The sequence below is a fragment of the Caballeronia sp. dw_276 genome (assembly GCF_018449635.1).
GTDB lineage: Bacteria > Pseudomonadota > Gammaproteobacteria > Burkholderiales > Burkholderiaceae > Caballeronia.
Map to the genome: position 1 here is coordinate 1 of NZ_JAAVUV010000015.1, position 17,341 is coordinate 17,341.

Here is a 17,341-nt window from a genome sequence, read left to right on the forward strand (position 1 = left end):
TCTTTTTCTCCTTGTCAACAAGTTTGTGAGCGATTTGCTATCAAACTTACCGACTTTGGAGCCCGCCCGTTTCGTTGGCGGTCCTCGTTGCGAAACGAGGAGGCGAATAATAGGTGACAGCAGCGCATCTGGCAAGGACATCTTGGAATTATTTTGGCGAAACCTTTATTTCGTCCCCGCAGAGCGTCCCCTCAAGCCCATTTCATCGATGGGAACAGCTTCAGACATTGCCGCATAGCCCGCGTCGCTCGGATGGATGTGGTCACCGCTGTCGTAGCGGCGTTGCAGTTTGTCCGGATGATCGGGGTCCCGCAGCGCGCGATCGAAGTCGACGACGCCATCGAACGCATGGCTCGACCGGATAGAATTGTTGACGGCGGTACGGATCGCCTCGCGTTCGGGCGGCAAGGCGGCCGGCGTGAGTGTTGCACCGTATATCTTGATGCCGCGCTGGTGCGCCTGAGCGATCAGCCGCTGGTATCCGCGAAGCAGCGAGTCGGCGGTGACGGGCGTATGGGGATCGTCGCAATCGAGGCCGGCGTGTGGTGGCATCGAAGGGAAATTGATGTCGTTGATGCCAATCAGCACGATCACCGAGCGAACGCCGGGCTGGCGCAAGGCATCGCGATCGAACCGGCTCAGCACTGCATCACCGTAACAGGGCGATGGGCTCAGCAATCGATTGCCGCTGATTCCGGCGTTCACGACCGACGTCCCCTCGATGCCTTTTTGCGTGAGCCGGCGGGCGAGCGCGTCGGTCCATCGGCGATTGGCGTTCGGCGTCGAGCGCATGCCGTCGGTGATCGAGTCACCGATGGCAACCAGGGTCTGCGCAGGGGCGGTGTCGACAGCGACGCTTGTCAGCCACACAAATTGCGTGAAGCGCGTGCGGAAGGCGGAGACGTCGGTATCGGCGGAATGGTTGCCGGGAGTCGAGATGTAATTGACCTGACTCGCCACGCGATGCCATGCGGCCAGTTTCTGCTCCGCAGCCATATAGGTGCTCACAGCCAGCGGCTGGTAAGCAGCGACGTTGAACGCGACAGGATCGCTGTCGATCTGGCCGCCCGGCGCGATTGTCACGCTCGCTTTGCCGCCGAAGGTCACAGGACGGCTCGTTCCGGCACGCGTCCCCGCCGCGTTGCCCGATACGGCGCGCGCGACCTGCGCGCCATCGATAACGAGCGGCTCCGTGCCATACACGTTGCTGAACCGCAGGCGAAGCTGTTTTCCATCTATAGCCGGATAGACGATCTGTCTGACCGTCCGCCCGCCGATTTCCGGCGCGCGATACAGCGCGGGCAATTCCGCGCGCTGCGGAATCTGCTGGAGCGCCGTGCTCCACGCGCTGACCCAACGTCCGGACGGGGCATCGTCGGCAAAAGCCGGGGCGGACGAAAGCAGGAAGGCGGAAAGTGTCGCGGCAGCAACGGCGGAGAGGACGCGAAGGTTCATCGGAGAGCGGGAATTTTTGGGGAAAACCGATTGTGCCTTATGCAACAACCGGCAGCAGACCGCACGCTTACAGTGGCGGCCGGGTCTCAGCGCCCCTGCCAATGGACGGAAAATCGGACCGTTTTGTGAAAAGCCCTCAGAATGTCGGCATTCCGCCTCGCGGTTCTCACTTTGTCCGGTACTTATTCAGCATGCATTCCAAAACCTCTTCCAGCACCAGCGCCGCATCCGACCTCATTGAATGGGAGGAAAAAGGCGAGAGCCGTTCGGCGCTCTGGCGCTCGGAAAGCGGGATTGCGCCGCCCAAACGCGTCGTGATCGGCGATGACCAGATGACTGCCGATTCGGCTTATCGCCTGGCTTGCGAAGGAACCGCGATTCTGTGGCGCGGCGATTTCCAGAACGCGCGGCAATTGTTGCAGGCTGTGGCGCGACGCATCGAAACACGACCGAAGAAGTCCGCGAAGGCGAAAGCGAAGCAACGCAGCGCCACGCCTGATGCGCCGGTTGAAGCGGCCGCGCCTGCCGAGGCGTTCAATTTGCACCGGCTGGCCCAGTCGCAGCGGGCCCGGACGCTCGGCATGTTCTTGCTGCCGCTCGACGCCGAGTACGCCATTACATTGCGTCGCGCGCCGGTCGTGAAAGAAGCGTGCGAGGAAGCGTACGGCCCATCGGCAGGGGATTCGGTCGTGTCGCTGCGCGAAGTGCTCGGACTGGTCGGCGCGCACGAGTGGCGCAAGAAAGGCGTGGACGTGGAGGCGCTCGGCGCGCGGATTCATCCGTATTACGGCGTGTTTTCGCCGGTGCGTGGCGAGTACGTCAAGCTGGTGGCGGATCAGCCGTTGCCATCGAAGGAACTTGCATTCGATATTGGTACGGGCACTGGCGTGCTGGCCGCATTGCTGGCCCAGCGCGGCGTGAAGCGCGTGATAGCGACGGAAATCGATCCCCGCGCGCTGGCGTGTGCGCATGAAAACATCGATTTGCTCGGGTTTTCGCAGCAAGTCAAAGTGATCGAGGCCGACCTGTTTCCTGAAGGCCGCGCGCCTTTGATCGTGTGTAATCCGCCCTGGCTGCCGGCGCGACCGAGTTCGGCTATCGAACACGCGATCTATGACCCGGAAAGCCGGATGTTGCGCGGTTTCCTCGACGGTCTCGCCGCGCATTTGACGCCCGGCGGCGAAGGCTGGCTGATTTTGTCGGACCTCGCCGAGCATCTCGGCTTACGTACGCGCGCGCAATTCCAGGAATGGGTCGATCGCGCCGGGTTGAAAACCGATGGCCGGATGGACGTTCGTCCACATCACCCCCGCGCCGCCGATAAAACCGACCCGCTGTACCAAGCCCGGTCGGCCGAAATTACTTCGTTGTGGCGCCTTGTTCCTGCCTGATTAGAGCGTTGGGGCGCGGTTTTGATCCAGATAAGCCAGCGCCCCTTCCCCCGCGACCACGCCGCTCGCGAAACACGCCGTCAGTAAATAACCGCCAGTCGGCGCTTCCCAATCCAGCATCTCACCCGCGCAGAACACGCCGGGCAATGCTGCGAGCATCAACTGCGAATCTAGTGATTCGAACCTCACGCCGCCGGCGCTGCTGATCGCTTCGGCGATGGGCCTGGGCCGCGTCACCGTCAGCGGTAACGCCTTGATGCGTTGCGCGAGACGGGTGGTATCGGCGAAATCTTCGCGGCTCAAGCATTCGCGCAGCAAGCCCGCTTTTGCGCCCGTCAGCTTTAACCGGCTCTGCAAATGGCTCGACATTGAACGGGCGCCGCGCGGATGCGTGACTTCATCGTGGACGCGCTCGGGCGTCAAAGCCGGCGCGAGATCCAGAAGGAAAGTGGCGTGGCCATCGGCGAGACGATCCCGAATGCGCGCGGACTTGGCATAGATCAGACTGCCCTCGATGCCCGTCGATGTCAGCAAACATTCCCCCGTCCGCCAGTCCACGCCGCCGTCTTCACGCGGCAAACCAATTGCAACCGATTTCAGCGGCTCGCCGGCAAAGCGGCTGCTGAAGTGCTCGCTCCAGGCGATATCGAAGCCGCAATTGGACGGTTTGAACGGCGCTATCTCGGCATACGCATCCAAATGGCCGGTCCACGCGGCGTCCGATCCGAGACGCGGCCAGCTCGCGCCGCCCAGCGCGAAGACGATGGCATCGGCTTGAACATCGACCTCGCCTTCCGGCGTGGAAAATCGCAATGCACCGTTTGCCCAGCCAATCCACTTATGCCGCATATGAAAGCGCACGCCCGACCCGCGTAGCCGATGCAGCCACGCGCGCAGCATTGGCGCCGCTTTCATGTCGGTGGGAAAAACGCGGCCGGAACTGCCGATGAACGTCTCTACGCCTAAATCGTGAACCCACGCGCGCAAGGCAGAAGAGTCGAAACGATGAAGCAACGGTTCTAAATGCGCCCGCCGATCGCCATACCGAGACAAAAAAGCCTCAGCCGGTTCTGAATGCGTGAGATTCATGCCGCCCTTGCCTGCCATCAAAAACTTGCGGCCGACCGAGGGCATGGCGTCGTAAAGATCCACTTCTACGCCGCCCGCTGCCAGAACCTCCGCCGCCATCAAGCCAGCCGGGCCGCCGCCGACAACTGCCACGCGCGGAATACGAATTTCGATGGATGACGGCATGCAGGGCAAAGTTGATGGAAACGAGCCTGTATTGTCGCATTCGCCTGGATCGCAGCTCTGTTCGCGCGCCTATCCCAAAAAAATATCTATAAACCGACCGTCCGGTCGGTTTATAATTGCGGCACAGTGACTTCATACAGCGAGCGATCGTCATGTACACGCAATCCCTCGATATCCCCGGCAACGTGCAGTCCATCGATCCGGCGTCCACATCGCCGGAATTGAGCCGTTTCGACGCCGTGATGGCCGCCGACGGCAAGATCGAACCGCAGGACTGGATGCCCGACGCGTATCGCAAGACGCTCGTCCGCCAGATTTCACAGCACGCACATTCGGAAATCGTCGGAATGCTGCCGGAAGGCAACTGGATTTCGCGCGCGCCGAGCCTGAAGCGCAAGGCGATCCTGCTTGCCAAAGTGCAGGACGAAGGCGGCCACGGCCTCTATCTTTATAGTGCGGCGGAAACCATGGGGGTATCGCGCGATCAGCTCGTCGACGCCCTGCACGCCGGAAAAGCCAAATATTCGAGCATCTTCAATTACCCAACTCCAACCTGGGCGGACGTCGGCGTGATCGGCTGGCTGGTCGACGGCGCCGCGATCATGAACCAGATCCCGCTGTGCCGTTGCACATACGGCCCGTATGCGCGCGCCATGATTCGCATCTGCAAGGAAGAGTCGTTCCATCAGCGGCAGGGGTTCGATGCACTCCTCTCCATGATGAAAGGCACGCAGGCGCAAAAGGAGATGGTCCAGCAAGCGGTGGATCGCTGGTGGTGGCCGGTGCTGATGATGTTCGGCCCGAGCGACAAGGATTCCATCCATAGCGGGCAGTCGTTCAAGTGGGGCATCAAGCGGATATCGAATGACGATCTGCGGCAGAAATTCGTCGATGCCACCGTCGAGCAGGCAAAAATCCTTGGCGTCACGCTGCCTGATCCCGACCTGAAATGGAACGAGGAACGTCAGGCGCATGACTACGGCGCGATCGATTGGGACGAATTCTGGCGCGTCGTGAATGGCGACGGCCCGTGCAACAAGGAACGGCTGGCGACGCGCGTAAAGGCGCATGAAGACGGCGAGTGGGTTCGCGAAGCGGCTCTTGCCTATTCCGCGAAACAGGCAGCGCGTGCCCAAAAGCAAGCCGCATAAGGAGCGAGAAATGAACAAGGAATGGCCGATCTGGGAAGTGTTCGTGCGCAGCAAACAGGGCCTCGATCACAAGCACTGCGGGAGCCTGCATGCGCCCGACGCACCGGCGGCGCTGCGCATGGCGCGCGATGTCTACACGCGGCGCCAGGAAGGCGTGAGCATCTGGGTGGTGCCATCGGCGGCGATCACGGCTTCCGATCCCGCCGACAAAGCCGAGTTCTTCGAACCCGCTGGCGACAAGATTTATCGTCACCCGACGTTCTTCGTGCTGCCCGACGAAATCAACCATATGTGATCGAAGGGTCAAGCCCATGACGACGCCACAACATCTTTCCTACGTGCTGCGCCTTGCCGACAACGCGCTGATCCTCGGCCAGCGTAACGGCGAGTGGTGCGGCCACGGTCCGGTGCTCGAGGAAGATATCGCGCTCGCCAACATCAGCCTCGATCTGATCGGTCAGGCGCGCTTGCTTTACTCGCACGCGGCCACGCTCGAAGCCGAGCTTCACGGCTCGACGAAAACTGAAGACGACTACGCGTATTTCCGCAACGAGCGCGATTTCCGCAACTTCACGCTGACTGAGTTGCCGCATGCCGGGCCGTTGTCGGGCACGGCGCGTTCGGATCGTGATTACGCGGTAACTGTCGTGCGCAACTTCCTCTATTCGACGTTGATGGCGCATCTCTGGACCTCGCTCACGCAATCGAGCGACGCGCAGCTTGCCGCGATCGCGTCCAAGTCGATCAAGGAAACGCGCTACCACCTGAATCACGCGAGCGACTGGCTGCTGCGTTTTGGCGATGGCACCGAGGAATCGCATCGCCGGGCGCAGGCCGCGGTGGATTATCTGATGCCGTACACGCGGGAGTTTTTCAGCGTGGATGACGTGGAAACGAGCATCGCCGATGCGGGTATCGGTCCGTTGACCGCCGATCTGGAAACAGCGTGGCGCGAAGACGTCGACGCAACCCTCGCCGAAGCGACGTTGCAAAAGCCCGCCGAGGCTAAGCACGTGACAACCGGCAAACTGGGCGAACATTCCGAGCACATGGGCTACCTGCTCGCTGAGTTGCAGAGTATCGCGCGTCAACATCCGGGCGCGACGTGGTGAACACCATGACTGCTTTCGAGGAAGTTGCGCTGGATCAAGTCTGGCAGGTACTTGAAACCGTGCCGGATCCGGAGATCCCGGTGGTGTCCATCCGCGAACTGGGCATTCTCCGCGACGTCCGCCGCGCCGCCGACGACACGCTGGAAATCGTCATCACGCCGACGTATTCCGGCTGTCCGGCGATGTACCAGATTGCGGAGGACATCGGCGCTGCGTTGACCAACGCTGGCTTTCCTAGACATCGGATCGAGACCGTTCTGGCGCCTGCGTGGACGACCGACTGGATGACCGACGCCGCCCGCGAAAAACTTAAGCAATACGGCATCGCCCCGCCGATGGGCAATTGCGGCTCGACCGAACACGCGCCGCAAGAACGGCCATTGCGCTTCGTGCCGCGCATCGTCGATAAACCCGCCTGCCCGCGCTGCGGTTCATTGCACACGGAACGTCTTGCGCAATTCGGCTCGACGGCGTGCAAGGCGCTGTATCGCTGCATGGACTGCCGCGAACCGTTCGACTACTTCAAACCGTACTGAATCCGACCATGGCGACTCCGCAATTCCATTCGCTGCGCATCCGCGACGTCCGTCCCGAAACGTCGGACGCCGTCACCGTTTCCTTCGATGTCCCCGAAAATCTGCGCAGTGCGTTCCGCTTCACGCAGGGCCAGTTCGTTACCTTGAAGACGCATATCGACGGAGAAGAAACGCGGCGTTCGTACTCCATTTGCGTGGGCGTGACCGATTACGATCGCGACGGCGAACTGCGCATTGGCATCAAGCGCGTGCGCGGCGGCCGCTTTTCGAACTTCGCCTTCGACACGCTCAAGCCGGGTCACGAAATCGAAGTCATGACGCCCGATGGCCGCTTCTTCACGCATCTGAACGCGGATCACGTCAAGCACTACGTGGCGTTTTCGGGCGGTTCCGGCATTACGCCGGTGCTTGCCATCGTCAAGACGACGCTTGAAACCGAGCCGACCAGCCGCTTCACGCTGATCTACGGCAACCGCAGCGTCGACGCCATCATGTTCGCCGAGGAACTGGAAGACCTGAAGAACCGCTTCATGAGCCGGTTCTCGCTGTACCACGTGTTATCGGACGATTTGCAGGACGTCGAACTGTTCAACGGCGTGCTGAACCAGGAAAAATGCGCGGCGTTCCTGAAAGCGCTCGTTCCCACCGATGAAATCGATGAAGCCTTCATCTGCGGCCCCGGTCCGATGATGGACGCCGCCGAAGCCGCGCTGAAAAGCGCGGGCGTGCCGCCCAAGCAGGTTCACGTGGAGCGCTTCGGCACGCCTTTGCCGCAAGCCGGCGTGCCGCAAATCGAGATCACGGACAATACGCCGGCGGCGGATCTGGAACTGATCATCGATGGGAAAAAACGCAAGTTGCGCCTCCCCTATCAAGGCGTAAGCGTGCTGGACGTCGGACTGAAGGCGGGGCTCGCGTTGCCCTACGCGTGCAAAGGCGGTGTTTGCTGCACGTGCCGCGCAAAAGTGCTGGAAGGCGAAGTGCGAATGGAGAAGAACTTCACGCTGGAACAACATGAAATCGATGCCGGTTTCGTGCTGACATGCCAGTGCCATCCGGTCTCGGATCACGTAGTTGTGAGCTATGACGAACGTTGAGCAAGCAGTTGGCGGATTGCACTGATTCAATTCGCTTACACTAGGGGTCGCCTGTTGTTTAGTTGTCGCCTCGTCGATCACGCAACAGTCGGCCTTCTTACGTTTGCGGTCACCGTTACTGATGAGCACCATTCACGTTACCAACGGCGACTACGCCGCCGAGATACTTCGCGAAGCGCTGAATGCAGTTTCACGCGACGAGCGCGTCATTCCCCTGAAGGACGATCTCGCGGTCGGCCATCTGAGGGGTATCGACGATAACCCGGAAACGCGGGCCCTCTTCTGGCAACAGGTGCTCGACGAGCACAAAGTCGATTTCATTTCCAAGCTCAAGGAACAGGACGCGCTGTTGCGCGAACTCGCCCAAGGCACAGGCCAGGTCGTGGTCTGGCACGGCCAGAGCGCCGGCGATCAATTGATGCTGCGACGGGTCGCCTATTTTTTGCGCAATGTCCCGCAACGCCTGAATGAAGCCAAACTCACCGCCGACGACCTGCCGCTCATCCCCGCCGATGACGGCACGCAGCGCCGTAGTGGCCGCGGCGATGGCATAACCGCGGTTGGCATGTTCACGGCGGCCGAACTCGGCGCCAAGTTGCCGACGGCCGCGCCCATATCCGTGTTGCGCATCAGCCGGCTCGCACTCGAGTGGCAGGAAGTAAAGCAGATCAACAGCGAAACACGACGCTGGCGCGACAACACATTTATCTCCGGCACGTTTTCCGACATCGATGAAACCATCCTTCAAATAGCGAGCGAAGGCTGGATCGAGTCGCCTCGGCTTGCCGGGCAGGTGATGGGCGGTGGTTTCGGCTTTCTGGTGAGCGATTCGATCGCGCTGTGGCGATGCCGCGAACTGGTCGCCGCAGGCAAACTGGAAATCCGCGGCGATCCCGCAAAAATAACGGAAGCAAAGCTGCGCCGCGCCGCGCATTAACTGCTGGAAGGGTTCAAGTCTCGCCCAAGCATTAGAATTCCGTTCGACCCAGCACTTCTCCGAGACTCAATGGCCCGTACCAGAGCGCCCGACCACGACACACAACGCGAGCAGATTCTCGAACTCGCCGCCGCCAAATTCGCGCAGACGAGCTACCCAAGCACATCGATGGCCGATCTCGCCGCCGCCAGCGGCACGTCCAAGGCGCGCCTTTACCACTATTACGCGAGCAAGGAAGCCATCCTCTTCGACCTCCTCGACCGTTACACAAAACGGCTGATGTTGATCATTGCCGAGGTGGAGGGGGCAAGCCAGCGGCGCGGACTGACCGAACGCGAGGCGTTTGCCGAACTCATTCGCGCGTTTCTTGCGGAATACGAGACGTCGCACAGCCGGCACGTCGCGTTGCTCAATGACGTGAAATATCTCGAAGATACGCAGCGCGAAATCGTGCTCGAACGCCAGCGCGGAATCGTAGCGGCGTTTGCGCGGCAACTTGCGCGCGCGTATCCGAAGCGGGCGACCAAGGAAAATCAGACCGCCCTAACAATGATGGTATTCGGCATGATCAACTGGACGTTCACGTGGCTAAAGCCGGATGGCAAGCTGGGCTATCGTGAATTCGCGGAACAGGTTGTAAATGTGATCGAACACGGGCTGAACGGCGACACGTGAAATGCTGCGCCGCGACATGAAGGTTTTGGCGCACGTCCGTCCGATTTTCACAACATGTACCAAGTCACTGTATTTAAACGTTTTATATCCGTATTCCGTGACGGTTAGACGTAACACTCCACACTGTATTACGGGTTTTCCCTAGTACTCCAACGATGGTTCGGCTAAAATTCGTTTTGCGGCGCACCACGTCGCTCGACGATTCAAGGAGCCACCATCGTGAACTTATCTTTCAACCGCCCCGCCGCATCGATCTTTGCATCAGCTGATCGCTCGCAACCGGCTGCCGGTCGTTCGCCCGTTCTCGTACGTGAGCTGTCCTCTGCCGATCGCGAGCGTCTGATGACCCATTTCCTTGCGCTGGACGAAGATGATCGCCTTCTGCGCTTCGGTCAGATCGTGCCGGATCGGGTTATCGACAATTACGTAACGAATATCGACTTTTCGCGCGATACGGTTTTCGGCGTTTTCGACGAAGCGTTGAACCTGGTTGGCGTCGGCCATCTGGCCTATTTGCCGGCCGAAGGCGACAAGCGCACGGCTGAATTCGGCGTTTCCGTGCTGGAAAGTGCGCGGGGTCGTGGTGTTGGAAGCCGCTTGTTCGAGCGCGCCGCCATTCGCAGCCGCAACACGCACGTTTCAATGCTCTACATGCATTGTCTGTCACGTAACTCGACCATGATGCACATAGCGAAGAAGTCGGGAATGAAGATCGAATACGCATACGGCGAAGCCGATGCCTACTTGTCCCTGACGCCCGCTGACCAGAGCAGCATTCTCGCGGAGATGCTGCAGGAACAAGCGGCAGTCTTCGATTACGCGATCAAGCGCCAGGCGCGCCGGGCATCGCAAATGTTTCAGGCGTTCATGCCTACTGCCGACGCGGCCTAAGTTTCGGCCATCTCAGCAAGCATGCGCAAAAGCACGAAAGGCGGCGAAAGCCGCCTTTTTTGCGTCTGCTTTATCTGATGGGCAAAGCCGTGGTTTCCTTGATGCGCTCGAGCGAAAAGCTGCTCTTTACATCGATAACCGATGGATGGTGCAGCAACTGGTCCTGCACGAAACGCGAGAAGTGCTCCATGTCCTCCACCTGGACACGCAACAGATAGTCCGTATCGCCGGTCATGGCGTCGCAGGCCACGACCTCTGGCCAGGTAAGCAAGGCTTCTCGGAACTGGTCGGAGTGCGTCGGCGGATTTTTCATTCCGGCCGATGGCGCCGTTCCCCCGCGCTTTTCCAGCCGCACGTTGACGTACGCAAGCAGCCCAAGGCCCAGCAGGCGCGGCTCCAACAACGCAACGTACCCGCGAATCACCCCCGCCTCCTCCAGCTGCCGGATGCGCCGCAGACAAGGACTCGGCGACAAACTCACCTGGTCGGCGATGTCCTGATTCGACAGCCGCCCGTTGACCTGAAGGATTGCGAGAATTTTCCGGTCAATCGCATCGAGTTCGAATCGAGCCATATTCTGCCTCTTGTATCTGAATAGACGCTATAAACGTGCGCCATCGTAGCCATGCACATTTTTCTTCGCAAGTATCCGCCACCCGCATCTCGATAGACTTTGTCTCATTAACCGCGAATTACGGAGACAAAGCATGCAGCCAACGACCTGGGACAATCCCGTCGGCACCGATGGTTTTGAGTTCATCGAATACACGGCGCCGGACCCGATTGCACTCGGCAAGCTTTTCGAGCAGATGGGATTCACGGCGATCGCGCGGCATCGGCATAAGGACGTGACGTTGTACCGGCAAGGCGAGATCAACTTTCTTGTGAACGCCGAGCCTGATTCCTTCGCGCAGCGCTTTACGCGCTTGCATGGCCCGTCGATTTGCGCAATTGCGTTTCGCGTCGCCGATGCCGGTCAAGCCTATAAACGCGCGCTCGACCTCGGCGCCTGGGGCTTCGACAACAAAACCGGCCCCATGGAACTCAACATTCCCGCGATCAAGGGCGTAGGCGATTCGCTGATCTACTTCGTGGATCGGTGGCGCGGCAAGAATGGCGCGCAGCCCGGCGCTATCGGCGATATCAGCATTTACGACGTCGATTTCGAGCCGATTCCCGGCGCCGATCAAAATCCGGCAGGCCACGGTTTAACGTACATCGATCACTTGACGCACAACGTGCATCGCGGGCGAATGGTCGAATGGGCCGAGTTCTACGAGCGCCTGTTCAATTTTCGCGAGGCGCGTTATTTCGATATCGAAGGCAAAGTCACGGCAGTAAAGTCGAAAGCGATGAGTTCGCCATGCGGCAAGATCCGCATTCCAATCAATGAGGAAGGGTCGGAGACGTCGGGGCAGATTCAGGAATATCTCGATGCGTATCGTGGCGAGGGGATTCAGCACATCGCGCTCGGAACGAACAACATCTACGACACCGTGGATGGCTTGCGCGGCGCGGAGATCGCGTTGCTGGACACCATTGATACCTACTACGAACTGGTCGACCGGCGCGTGCCGAACCACGGCGAATCGGTGGCGGAACTGAAGAGGCGCAAGATCCTGATCGACGGCGTGCGCGATGAAATCCTGCTGCAGATTTTCACGGAGAACCAGATTGGCCCGATCTTCTTCGAGATCATTCAACGCAAGGGCAATCAGGGATTTGGCGAGGGCAACTTCAAGGCGCTGTTCGAATCGATTGAACTTGATCAGATTCGACGCGGCGTGGTGAAGGACACCACGCCAGGCTAAAAATAAAGCCGGTGATCTCAACGATCACCGGCTTTTTTATTCGGCGTGAGAATTTCAGGCTTCGTCTTTCTTTTCCGCAGCCTGATCGTTCGAAATCTGTTCGACGCGAACCTGGATCATCCGCGGCGCGCCGGTCATCACGCTTTCAGATCCCGCCGCCGCGCCGACGCGAACGGGCGCGTTCATCGCAAAAAATGCGGCCGAAACCATCAAGAAATTCTGGATATATCGTTGTTTCACTGCGTCCTCCTTCAACTGCGTGCATCAACATGTGCATCGCGGTATTTGAATGCGCTCACCGCGAGCGGTTCCTTCGTGAAATAAAACTCGGGCGTTTTTACACCTCGTAACACGCGAACGATCGTGAAATTTCTTTTCAGCGGGTTTTTACCAGTGCTGTCAGAAATACAAAACAGGCACACTCAAAATCCCGGCTGCCGCGTTCACAAGACGCTAAAGCCCAAGAGTTTTGGCGATCCCAAACGTTGGCGGAGAGACCCCATAATGAATGCCCCACTAGACGCGGAACAACAAGCCAAGCTTGAGGCCGCGCTCACCACCGTCACCCTCGACGATAAATACACCCTCGAACGCGGCCGCGCTTACATGAGCGGGATTCAGGCGCTCGTCCGGTTGCCGATGCTGCAACAACAACGCGATCACGCCGCCGGTTTGAACACCGCCGGGTTTATTTCGGGTTATCGCGGATCGCCGCTCGGCGCGCTCGATCAACATTTGTGGAAAGCGAAGAAACATCTGGCGTCACACGAAATCGTGTTTCAGCCTGGCGTGAACGAGGACCTGGCAGCGACCGCGGTCTGGGGTTCGCAGCAGGTCAATCTCTACCCGAGCGCCAAATACGACGGCGTGTTCTCGATGTGGTACGGCAAAGGGCCGGGCGTCGATAGAACCGGCGACGTGTTCAAGCACGGCAATTCGGCGGGTTCATCGGCGAAAGGCGGCGTGCTTGTGCTCGCCGGCGACGATCACGCCGCCAAATCCTCCACGCTCGCGCATCAGTCGGAACACATTTTCAAAGCGTGCGGATTGCCGGTGCTGTTTCCATCGAATGTGCAGGAATATCTGGACTTCGGGTTGCACGGCTGGGCAATGAGCCGTTATTCCGGCCTCTGGGTCGCGATGAAATGCGTGACTGACGTGGTGGAATCGTCGGCTTCGGTGGATATCGATCCGAATCGCGTCGAAATCGTGTTGCCGACCGATTTCGCGATGCCCGATGGCGGCCTGAACATCCGCTGGCCTGATCCGCCGCTCGTGCAGGAAGCGCGGCTGCTCGACTACAAGTGGTACGCGGCGCTCGCCTACGTGCGCGCGAACAAGCTGGACCGCATCGAGATCGAATCGCCGAACGCGCGTTTCGGGATCATGACGGCGGGCAAGGCGTATCTGGATGTGCGTCAGGCGTTATCGGACCTCGGTCTCGACGATGAAACCTGCGCGCGCATCGGTGTTCGTTTGTACAAGGTCGGCTGCGTGTGGCCGCTCGAAGCGCAGGGCGCGCACGCGTTCGCGCACGGGCTGGAAGAGATTCTGGTCGTGGAAGAAAAGCGCCAGATCCTGGAATACGCGATCAAGGAAGAGCTCTACAATTGGCCGGATGCACAACGCCCGCGCGTCTTCGGCAAGTTCGACGAGAAAGACGGCGCTGGCGGCGAATGGTCCGTACCGATGGGTAACTGGCTGCTGCCGGCGCATTACGAGTTGTCGCCGGCGATCATCGCAAAGGCGATTGCTACGCGGCTCGACAAGTTCGATCTGCCTGCCGAAGTGCGCGCGCGCATCGCGACGCGGATTGCGGTGATCGAAGCGAAGGAACGCGCGCTCGCAAGGCCGCGCGTTGAAGCCGAGCGCAAGCCGTGGTTTTGTTCGGGCTGTCCGCACAATACATCCACTAACGTGCCCGAAGGATCGCGCGCCTTGGCGGGCATCGGTTGCCATTACATGACCGTCTGGATGGACCGCAGCACGAGCACGTTCAGCCAGATGGGCGGCGAAGGCGTGGCGTGGATCGGGCAAGCGCCGTTCACGAACGACAAACACGTATTCGCCAATCTCGGCGATGGCACGTACTTCCATTCCGGCCTGTTGGCGATCCGCGCGGCGATCGCGTCGAAGACCAACATCACGTACAAGATTCTCTACAACGACGCCGTCGCAATGACCGGCGGCCAGCCCGTCGACGGCGTGCTCACCGTGCCGCAAATCACGCATCAGCTCGCGGCAGAAGGCGCGAAGAAAATCGTCATCGTCACCGATGAACCCGAAAAGTACGACCCGAACGTCGGCCTCGCGCCCGGCATCCAGGTTTATCACCGCGAGAAGCTCGATGAAGTTCAGCGGGAGCTACGCGAAATCGGCGGCACCACGATCCTGATCTACGACCAGACGTGCGCGACAGAAAAGCGGCGCAGAAGGAAACGCGGCGCTTACCCTGATCCGGCAAAGCGCGTCGTCATCAACGAAGCCGTGTGCGAAGGTTGTGGCGATTGCTCGGTCAAGTCGAATTGTTTATCGGTTGAACCGCTCGATACCGAATACGGCACGAAACGCCAGATCAACCAGTCGACCTGCAACAAGGACTACTCGTGCGTGAACGGGTTCTGCCCGAGCTTCGTCACGGTCGAAGGCGGACAGTTGAAGAAACCGAAGGTATCGAGCATTTCCGGCGATGCCATGCCGCCCGTGCCCATGCCATCGCTGCCTGAAATTGGCCGGCCTTATGGCGTGCTGGTCACGGGCGTTGGCGGAACGGGTGTTGTGACAATCGGCGCATTGCTCGGCATGGCGTCGCATCTCGAGCAAAAAGGCGTGACCGTCCTCGATGTCACCGGCCTTGCGCAAAAAGGCGGCGCTGTGATGAGCCACGTGCAGATCGCCACGCAGCCCGGCGATATCCACGCCACGCGCATCGCGATGGGCGAAGCGGATCTGGTCATCGGTTGCGATCCGATCGTCACAGCCAGCGATGAATGCGGTTCACGCATGCAGCCCGGCCACACGCGCGTGGTCGTGAACAGCGCCGAAACGCCGACCGCCGAGTTCATCAAGAACCCGAACTGGCGTTTCCCGGGCGCGAGCGCGGAAGCCGATATCCGCACGGCCGCGGGCGAACATGTTGCACTCGTCGATGCAAACCGTTTCGCCGTCGCGCTTCTCGGCGATGCCATCTACACCAACCCGTTCGTGCTGGGTTTTGCGTGGCAACGCGGCTGGGTGCCGTTGCGGCATGAGTCGCTGGTTCGCGCGATCGAACTGAACGCCGTGCAAGTCGAAAAGAACCTGGCGGCGTTCGAATGGGGCCGTCACGCGGCGCATGATCTCGATGGTCTCGAACGATTGGTGAAGGGACGCAATCGCGGGGTTTCATCGGAGGTTCAGGGCAACAGCAAGATCATCGCGCTGCATACGCCGAAGGCGCTCGATGCGTTGATCGAAAAGCGCATTGCCTATCTCGCCGATTATCAGAACGAGGCGTATGCCGCGCGTTATGGCCGGCTTGTGGCTGAAGTGCGGGTCGCGGAGGCGTCGCTCGGTGTGCTCGATGGTCAATACGCGTTGACCGAAGCCGTCGCGAAAAACCTGCACAAGTTGATGGCGTACAAGGACGAATACGAAGTCGCGCGTCTTTATGCCGATCCGGCGTTTGTCGAGCGCTTGAAGGGCAGCTTTGAGGGCGACTGGAAAATCAACTTCCATCTCGCGCCGCCAATGTTCTCAAAGAAGGACGCGCACGGTCATCTCATTAAGAAGCAATACGGGCCGTGGGTTTTATCGGCGATGAAAGTTCTGGCGAAGATGAAGTTCTTGCGGGGTACGTCGATGGATGTTTTCGGCAAGACCGAGGAACGGAAGATGGAGCGGGCGTTGATCGGGGATTACGAAGCATTGGTGAAAGAACTGATCGGTGGATTGACGCTCGATAAGTTGCCACTGGCGATTGAACTGGCAAGTCTGCCGGATTCCATGCGCGGTTATGGTCACGTGAAAGACAATAACGTGAATGCAGCGCGTATCAAATGGAATGCGCTACTGGCGCGTTGGCGCGCGCCGGCCGGAGGTGAAAGCCGGCAAGTGGCTTAAAGTTTTTCACGCAACGCATGAAAACAAAACGCCCGATGAAGTTCATCGGGCGTTTTGTCATTGAAGGCAATACATTCGGCAATCAGGCAACACGACGCGCACCGTAATATCGCCGGGTCCAATAGGCGCTTTTCATCGATTCAATTCGAACATAGGCGCCTTTCTTCGGAGCATGAATAAACTGATTCTCGCCCACGTAAATGCCCACGTGCGTTGCTGTCCCACGAGTCGTGTTAAAGAACACGAGATCGCCCGGGTGCAAATCCGTCTGCGCGATGGCTACACCCTTACGGCTGATTTGCGACGATACGCGCGGCAATAAAATTCCCGCGGCCTTTTGATAAACGTAACGCACAAACCCGCTGCAATCGAGTCCCTGCTCCGGCGTATTGCCGCCCCATGAATAAGGGACGCCAATCATTGTCTCGGCCTTTTCCAGAACATCCGAAAGCCGGGCGCTCGGCATATCTTCGGCAACGACCTGCTCCTGAGAAGGCGAGTCCTGGTATCTGGCAGGGTCATAAAGCAACGCGTCGCCATCCAGCGAAACCGGATTCCCGACCTGGATAATTCCCCCTGCAGCATGCTTGCTATCCGCCATATCCAGCGCAGTTACCTGAGTGAGCAAACTCGCCAATCCGGTCGTCGATGCCGACGCAGCGCCAGATGCGGTTGCCAATATCAAGCTGCTGAACGCCGTAGCCACTAGCCGGGCAGATCTGGTTTTCCGTTGCGACATGCCTGCGCGTACTTCCGTGGCGCCCTGCCGGACAGCATAAGAAGGAATGGTGGTTATTTCAGTGTGTCTCATGATAACGACCAGAATCTCAATGCCGTTGAATGCGACGTCTTCGACGGTGGGGCTAACGGAATGCTGTGCTTTCTCTCAAACAGCTTGTAACCTGAGGACGGTTTTTCACCGACGATGCC

Annotated in this window: 16 protein-coding genes; 11 read left to right on the forward strand and 5 right to left on the reverse strand. The window is 59.5% G+C overall.

The window, feature by feature from the left end:
• Positions 1-165: 165 nt before the first annotated feature.
• Positions 166-1,455: an SGNH/GDSL hydrolase family protein gene (locus tag HB633_RS26145; protein WP_213781064.1), complete on the reverse strand. Its 1,290-nt coding sequence runs from the start codon at positions 1,453-1,455 to the stop codon at positions 166-168.
• Between the two features lie 191 nt (positions 1,456-1,646).
• On the opposite strand from HB633_RS26145, the gene HB633_RS26150 reads away from it, so the two are divergent.
• Positions 1,647-2,846, forward strand: coding sequence for a class I SAM-dependent methyltransferase (locus HB633_RS26150; protein ID WP_213781066.1), 1,200 nt, complete (start codon positions 1,647-1,649; stop codon positions 2,844-2,846).
• Here the strand turns inward: HB633_RS26150 and HB633_RS26155 are convergent, their stop codons facing one another.
• Positions 2,847-4,100 (reverse strand): TIGR03862 family flavoprotein, encoded by a 1,254-nt coding sequence (locus tag HB633_RS26155; RefSeq protein ID WP_213781067.1) that lies wholly within the window; start codon positions 4,098-4,100, stop codon positions 2,847-2,849.
• A 152-nt stretch (positions 4,101-4,252) separates the two neighbouring features.
• Here HB633_RS26155 and paaA point away from each other — a divergent pair, with 152 nt between their 5' ends.
• From paaA to HB633_RS26195, 8 genes are all read left to right on the forward strand, one after another.
• The gene (gene paaA, locus HB633_RS26160; protein ID WP_213781069.1) at positions 4,253-5,251 is read left to right on the forward strand and encodes a 1,2-phenylacetyl-CoA epoxidase subunit PaaA; all 999 of its coding nucleotides are present in this window, start codon (positions 4,253-4,255) and stop codon (positions 5,249-5,251) included.
• A gap of 10 nt (positions 5,252-5,261) precedes the next feature.
• A complete protein-coding gene (paaB, locus tag HB633_RS26165) occupies positions 5,262-5,546 on the forward strand; it encodes a 1,2-phenylacetyl-CoA epoxidase subunit PaaB (RefSeq protein ID WP_174365055.1) in 285 nt (94 codons plus the stop codon).
• Positions 5,547-5,562: 16 nt separating this feature from the next.
• Positions 5,563-6,363, forward strand: coding sequence for a 1,2-phenylacetyl-CoA epoxidase subunit PaaC (gene paaC / locus HB633_RS26170; RefSeq protein ID WP_213781070.1), 801 nt, complete (start codon positions 5,563-5,565; stop codon positions 6,361-6,363).
• Positions 6,364-6,368: 5 nt separating this feature from the next.
• Positions 6,369-6,899, forward strand: coding sequence for a 1,2-phenylacetyl-CoA epoxidase subunit PaaD (paaD, locus tag HB633_RS26175; protein ID WP_213781071.1), 531 nt, complete (start codon positions 6,369-6,371; stop codon positions 6,897-6,899).
• 8 nt (positions 6,900-6,907) lie between these two features.
• Positions 6,908-7,996 carry a 1,2-phenylacetyl-CoA epoxidase subunit PaaE gene (gene paaE, locus HB633_RS26180; RefSeq protein ID WP_213781073.1) on the forward strand — a complete coding sequence of 363 codons (1,089 nt, stop codon included), beginning with the start codon at positions 6,908-6,910 and terminating at the stop codon, positions 7,994-7,996.
• Between the two features lie 121 nt (positions 7,997-8,117).
• Complete coding sequence (locus HB633_RS26185) at positions 8,118-8,933, forward strand: DUF1835 domain-containing protein (protein ID WP_213781075.1); 816 nt, start codon at positions 8,118-8,120, stop codon at positions 8,931-8,933.
• A gap of 69 nt (positions 8,934-9,002) precedes the next feature.
• The gene (locus tag HB633_RS26190; RefSeq protein WP_213781076.1) at positions 9,003-9,608 is read left to right on the forward strand and encodes a TetR/AcrR family transcriptional regulator; all 606 of its coding nucleotides are present in this window, start codon (positions 9,003-9,005) and stop codon (positions 9,606-9,608) included.
• A gap of 252 nt (positions 9,609-9,860) precedes the next feature.
• Complete coding sequence (locus HB633_RS26195; protein WP_346730372.1) at positions 9,861-10,499, forward strand: GNAT family N-acetyltransferase; 639 nt, start codon at positions 9,861-9,863, stop codon at positions 10,497-10,499.
• Positions 10,500-10,569: 70 nt separating this feature from the next.
• Here HB633_RS26195 and HB633_RS26200 read toward each other — a convergent pair whose 3' ends face one another.
• Positions 10,570-11,073 (reverse strand): Lrp/AsnC family transcriptional regulator, encoded by a 504-nt coding sequence (locus HB633_RS26200; RefSeq protein ID WP_213781078.1) that lies wholly within the window; start codon positions 11,071-11,073, stop codon positions 10,570-10,572.
• 133 nt (positions 11,074-11,206) lie between these two features.
• Here HB633_RS26200 and hppD point away from each other — a divergent pair, with 133 nt between their 5' ends.
• The gene (gene hppD, locus HB633_RS26205) at positions 11,207-12,310 is read left to right on the forward strand and encodes a 4-hydroxyphenylpyruvate dioxygenase (RefSeq protein WP_213781080.1); all 1,104 of its coding nucleotides are present in this window, start codon (positions 11,207-11,209) and stop codon (positions 12,308-12,310) included.
• Positions 12,311-12,364: 54 nt separating this feature from the next.
• Here hppD and HB633_RS26210 read toward each other — a convergent pair whose 3' ends face one another.
• On the reverse strand, positions 12,365-12,550 hold the full coding sequence (locus HB633_RS26210; RefSeq protein ID WP_213781081.1) for a hypothetical protein: 186 nt from the start codon (positions 12,548-12,550) through the stop codon (positions 12,365-12,367).
• A gap of 264 nt (positions 12,551-12,814) precedes the next feature.
• On the opposite strand from HB633_RS26210, the gene HB633_RS26215 reads away from it, so the two are divergent.
• Positions 12,815-16,411, forward strand: coding sequence for an indolepyruvate ferredoxin oxidoreductase family protein (locus HB633_RS26215; protein WP_213781083.1), 3,597 nt, complete (start codon positions 12,815-12,817; stop codon positions 16,409-16,411).
• An 82-nt stretch (positions 16,412-16,493) separates the two neighbouring features.
• Here the strand turns inward: HB633_RS26215 and HB633_RS26220 are convergent, their stop codons facing one another.
• The gene (locus tag HB633_RS26220; protein WP_213781085.1) at positions 16,494-17,222 is read right to left on the reverse strand and encodes a C40 family peptidase; all 729 of its coding nucleotides are present in this window, start codon (positions 17,220-17,222) and stop codon (positions 16,494-16,496) included.
• Positions 17,223-17,341: the final 119 nt, after the last annotated feature.

Excerpts from the sequence above, each read along its gene's own strand:
- HB633_RS26145 (WP_213781064.1), bottom strand. The coding sequence starts at position 1,455 with ATGAACCTTCGCGTCCTCTCCGCCGTTGCTGCCGCGACACTTTCCGCC.
- HB633_RS26150 (WP_213781066.1), top strand. The coding sequence starts at position 1,647 with ATGCATTCCAAAACCTCTTCCAGCACCAGCGCCGCATCCGACCTCATT.
- HB633_RS26155 (WP_213781067.1), bottom strand. The coding sequence starts at position 4,100 with ATGCCGTCATCCATCGAAATTCGTATTCCGCGCGTGGCAGTTGTCGGC.
- paaA (WP_213781069.1), top strand. The coding sequence starts at position 4,253 with ATGTACACGCAATCCCTCGATATCCCCGGCAACGTGCAGTCCATCGAT.
- paaB (WP_174365055.1), top strand. The coding sequence starts at position 5,262 with ATGAACAAGGAATGGCCGATCTGGGAAGTGTTCGTGCGCAGCAAACAG.
- paaC (WP_213781070.1), top strand. The coding sequence starts at position 5,563 with ATGACGACGCCACAACATCTTTCCTACGTGCTGCGCCTTGCCGACAAC.
- paaD (WP_213781071.1), top strand. The coding sequence starts at position 6,369 with ATGACTGCTTTCGAGGAAGTTGCGCTGGATCAAGTCTGGCAGGTACTT.
- paaE (WP_213781073.1), top strand. The coding sequence starts at position 6,908 with ATGGCGACTCCGCAATTCCATTCGCTGCGCATCCGCGACGTCCGTCCC.
- HB633_RS26185 (WP_213781075.1), top strand. The coding sequence starts at position 8,118 with ATGAGCACCATTCACGTTACCAACGGCGACTACGCCGCCGAGATACTT.
- HB633_RS26190 (WP_213781076.1), top strand. The coding sequence starts at position 9,003 with ATGGCCCGTACCAGAGCGCCCGACCACGACACACAACGCGAGCAGATT.
- HB633_RS26200 (WP_213781078.1), bottom strand. The coding sequence starts at position 11,073 with ATGGCTCGATTCGAACTCGATGCGATTGACCGGAAAATTCTCGCAATC.
- hppD (WP_213781080.1), top strand. The coding sequence starts at position 11,207 with ATGCAGCCAACGACCTGGGACAATCCCGTCGGCACCGATGGTTTTGAG.
- HB633_RS26215 (WP_213781083.1), top strand. The coding sequence starts at position 12,815 with ATGAATGCCCCACTAGACGCGGAACAACAAGCCAAGCTTGAGGCCGCG.
- HB633_RS26220 (WP_213781085.1), bottom strand. The coding sequence starts at position 17,222 with ATGAGACACACTGAAATAACCACCATTCCTTCTTATGCTGTCCGGCAG.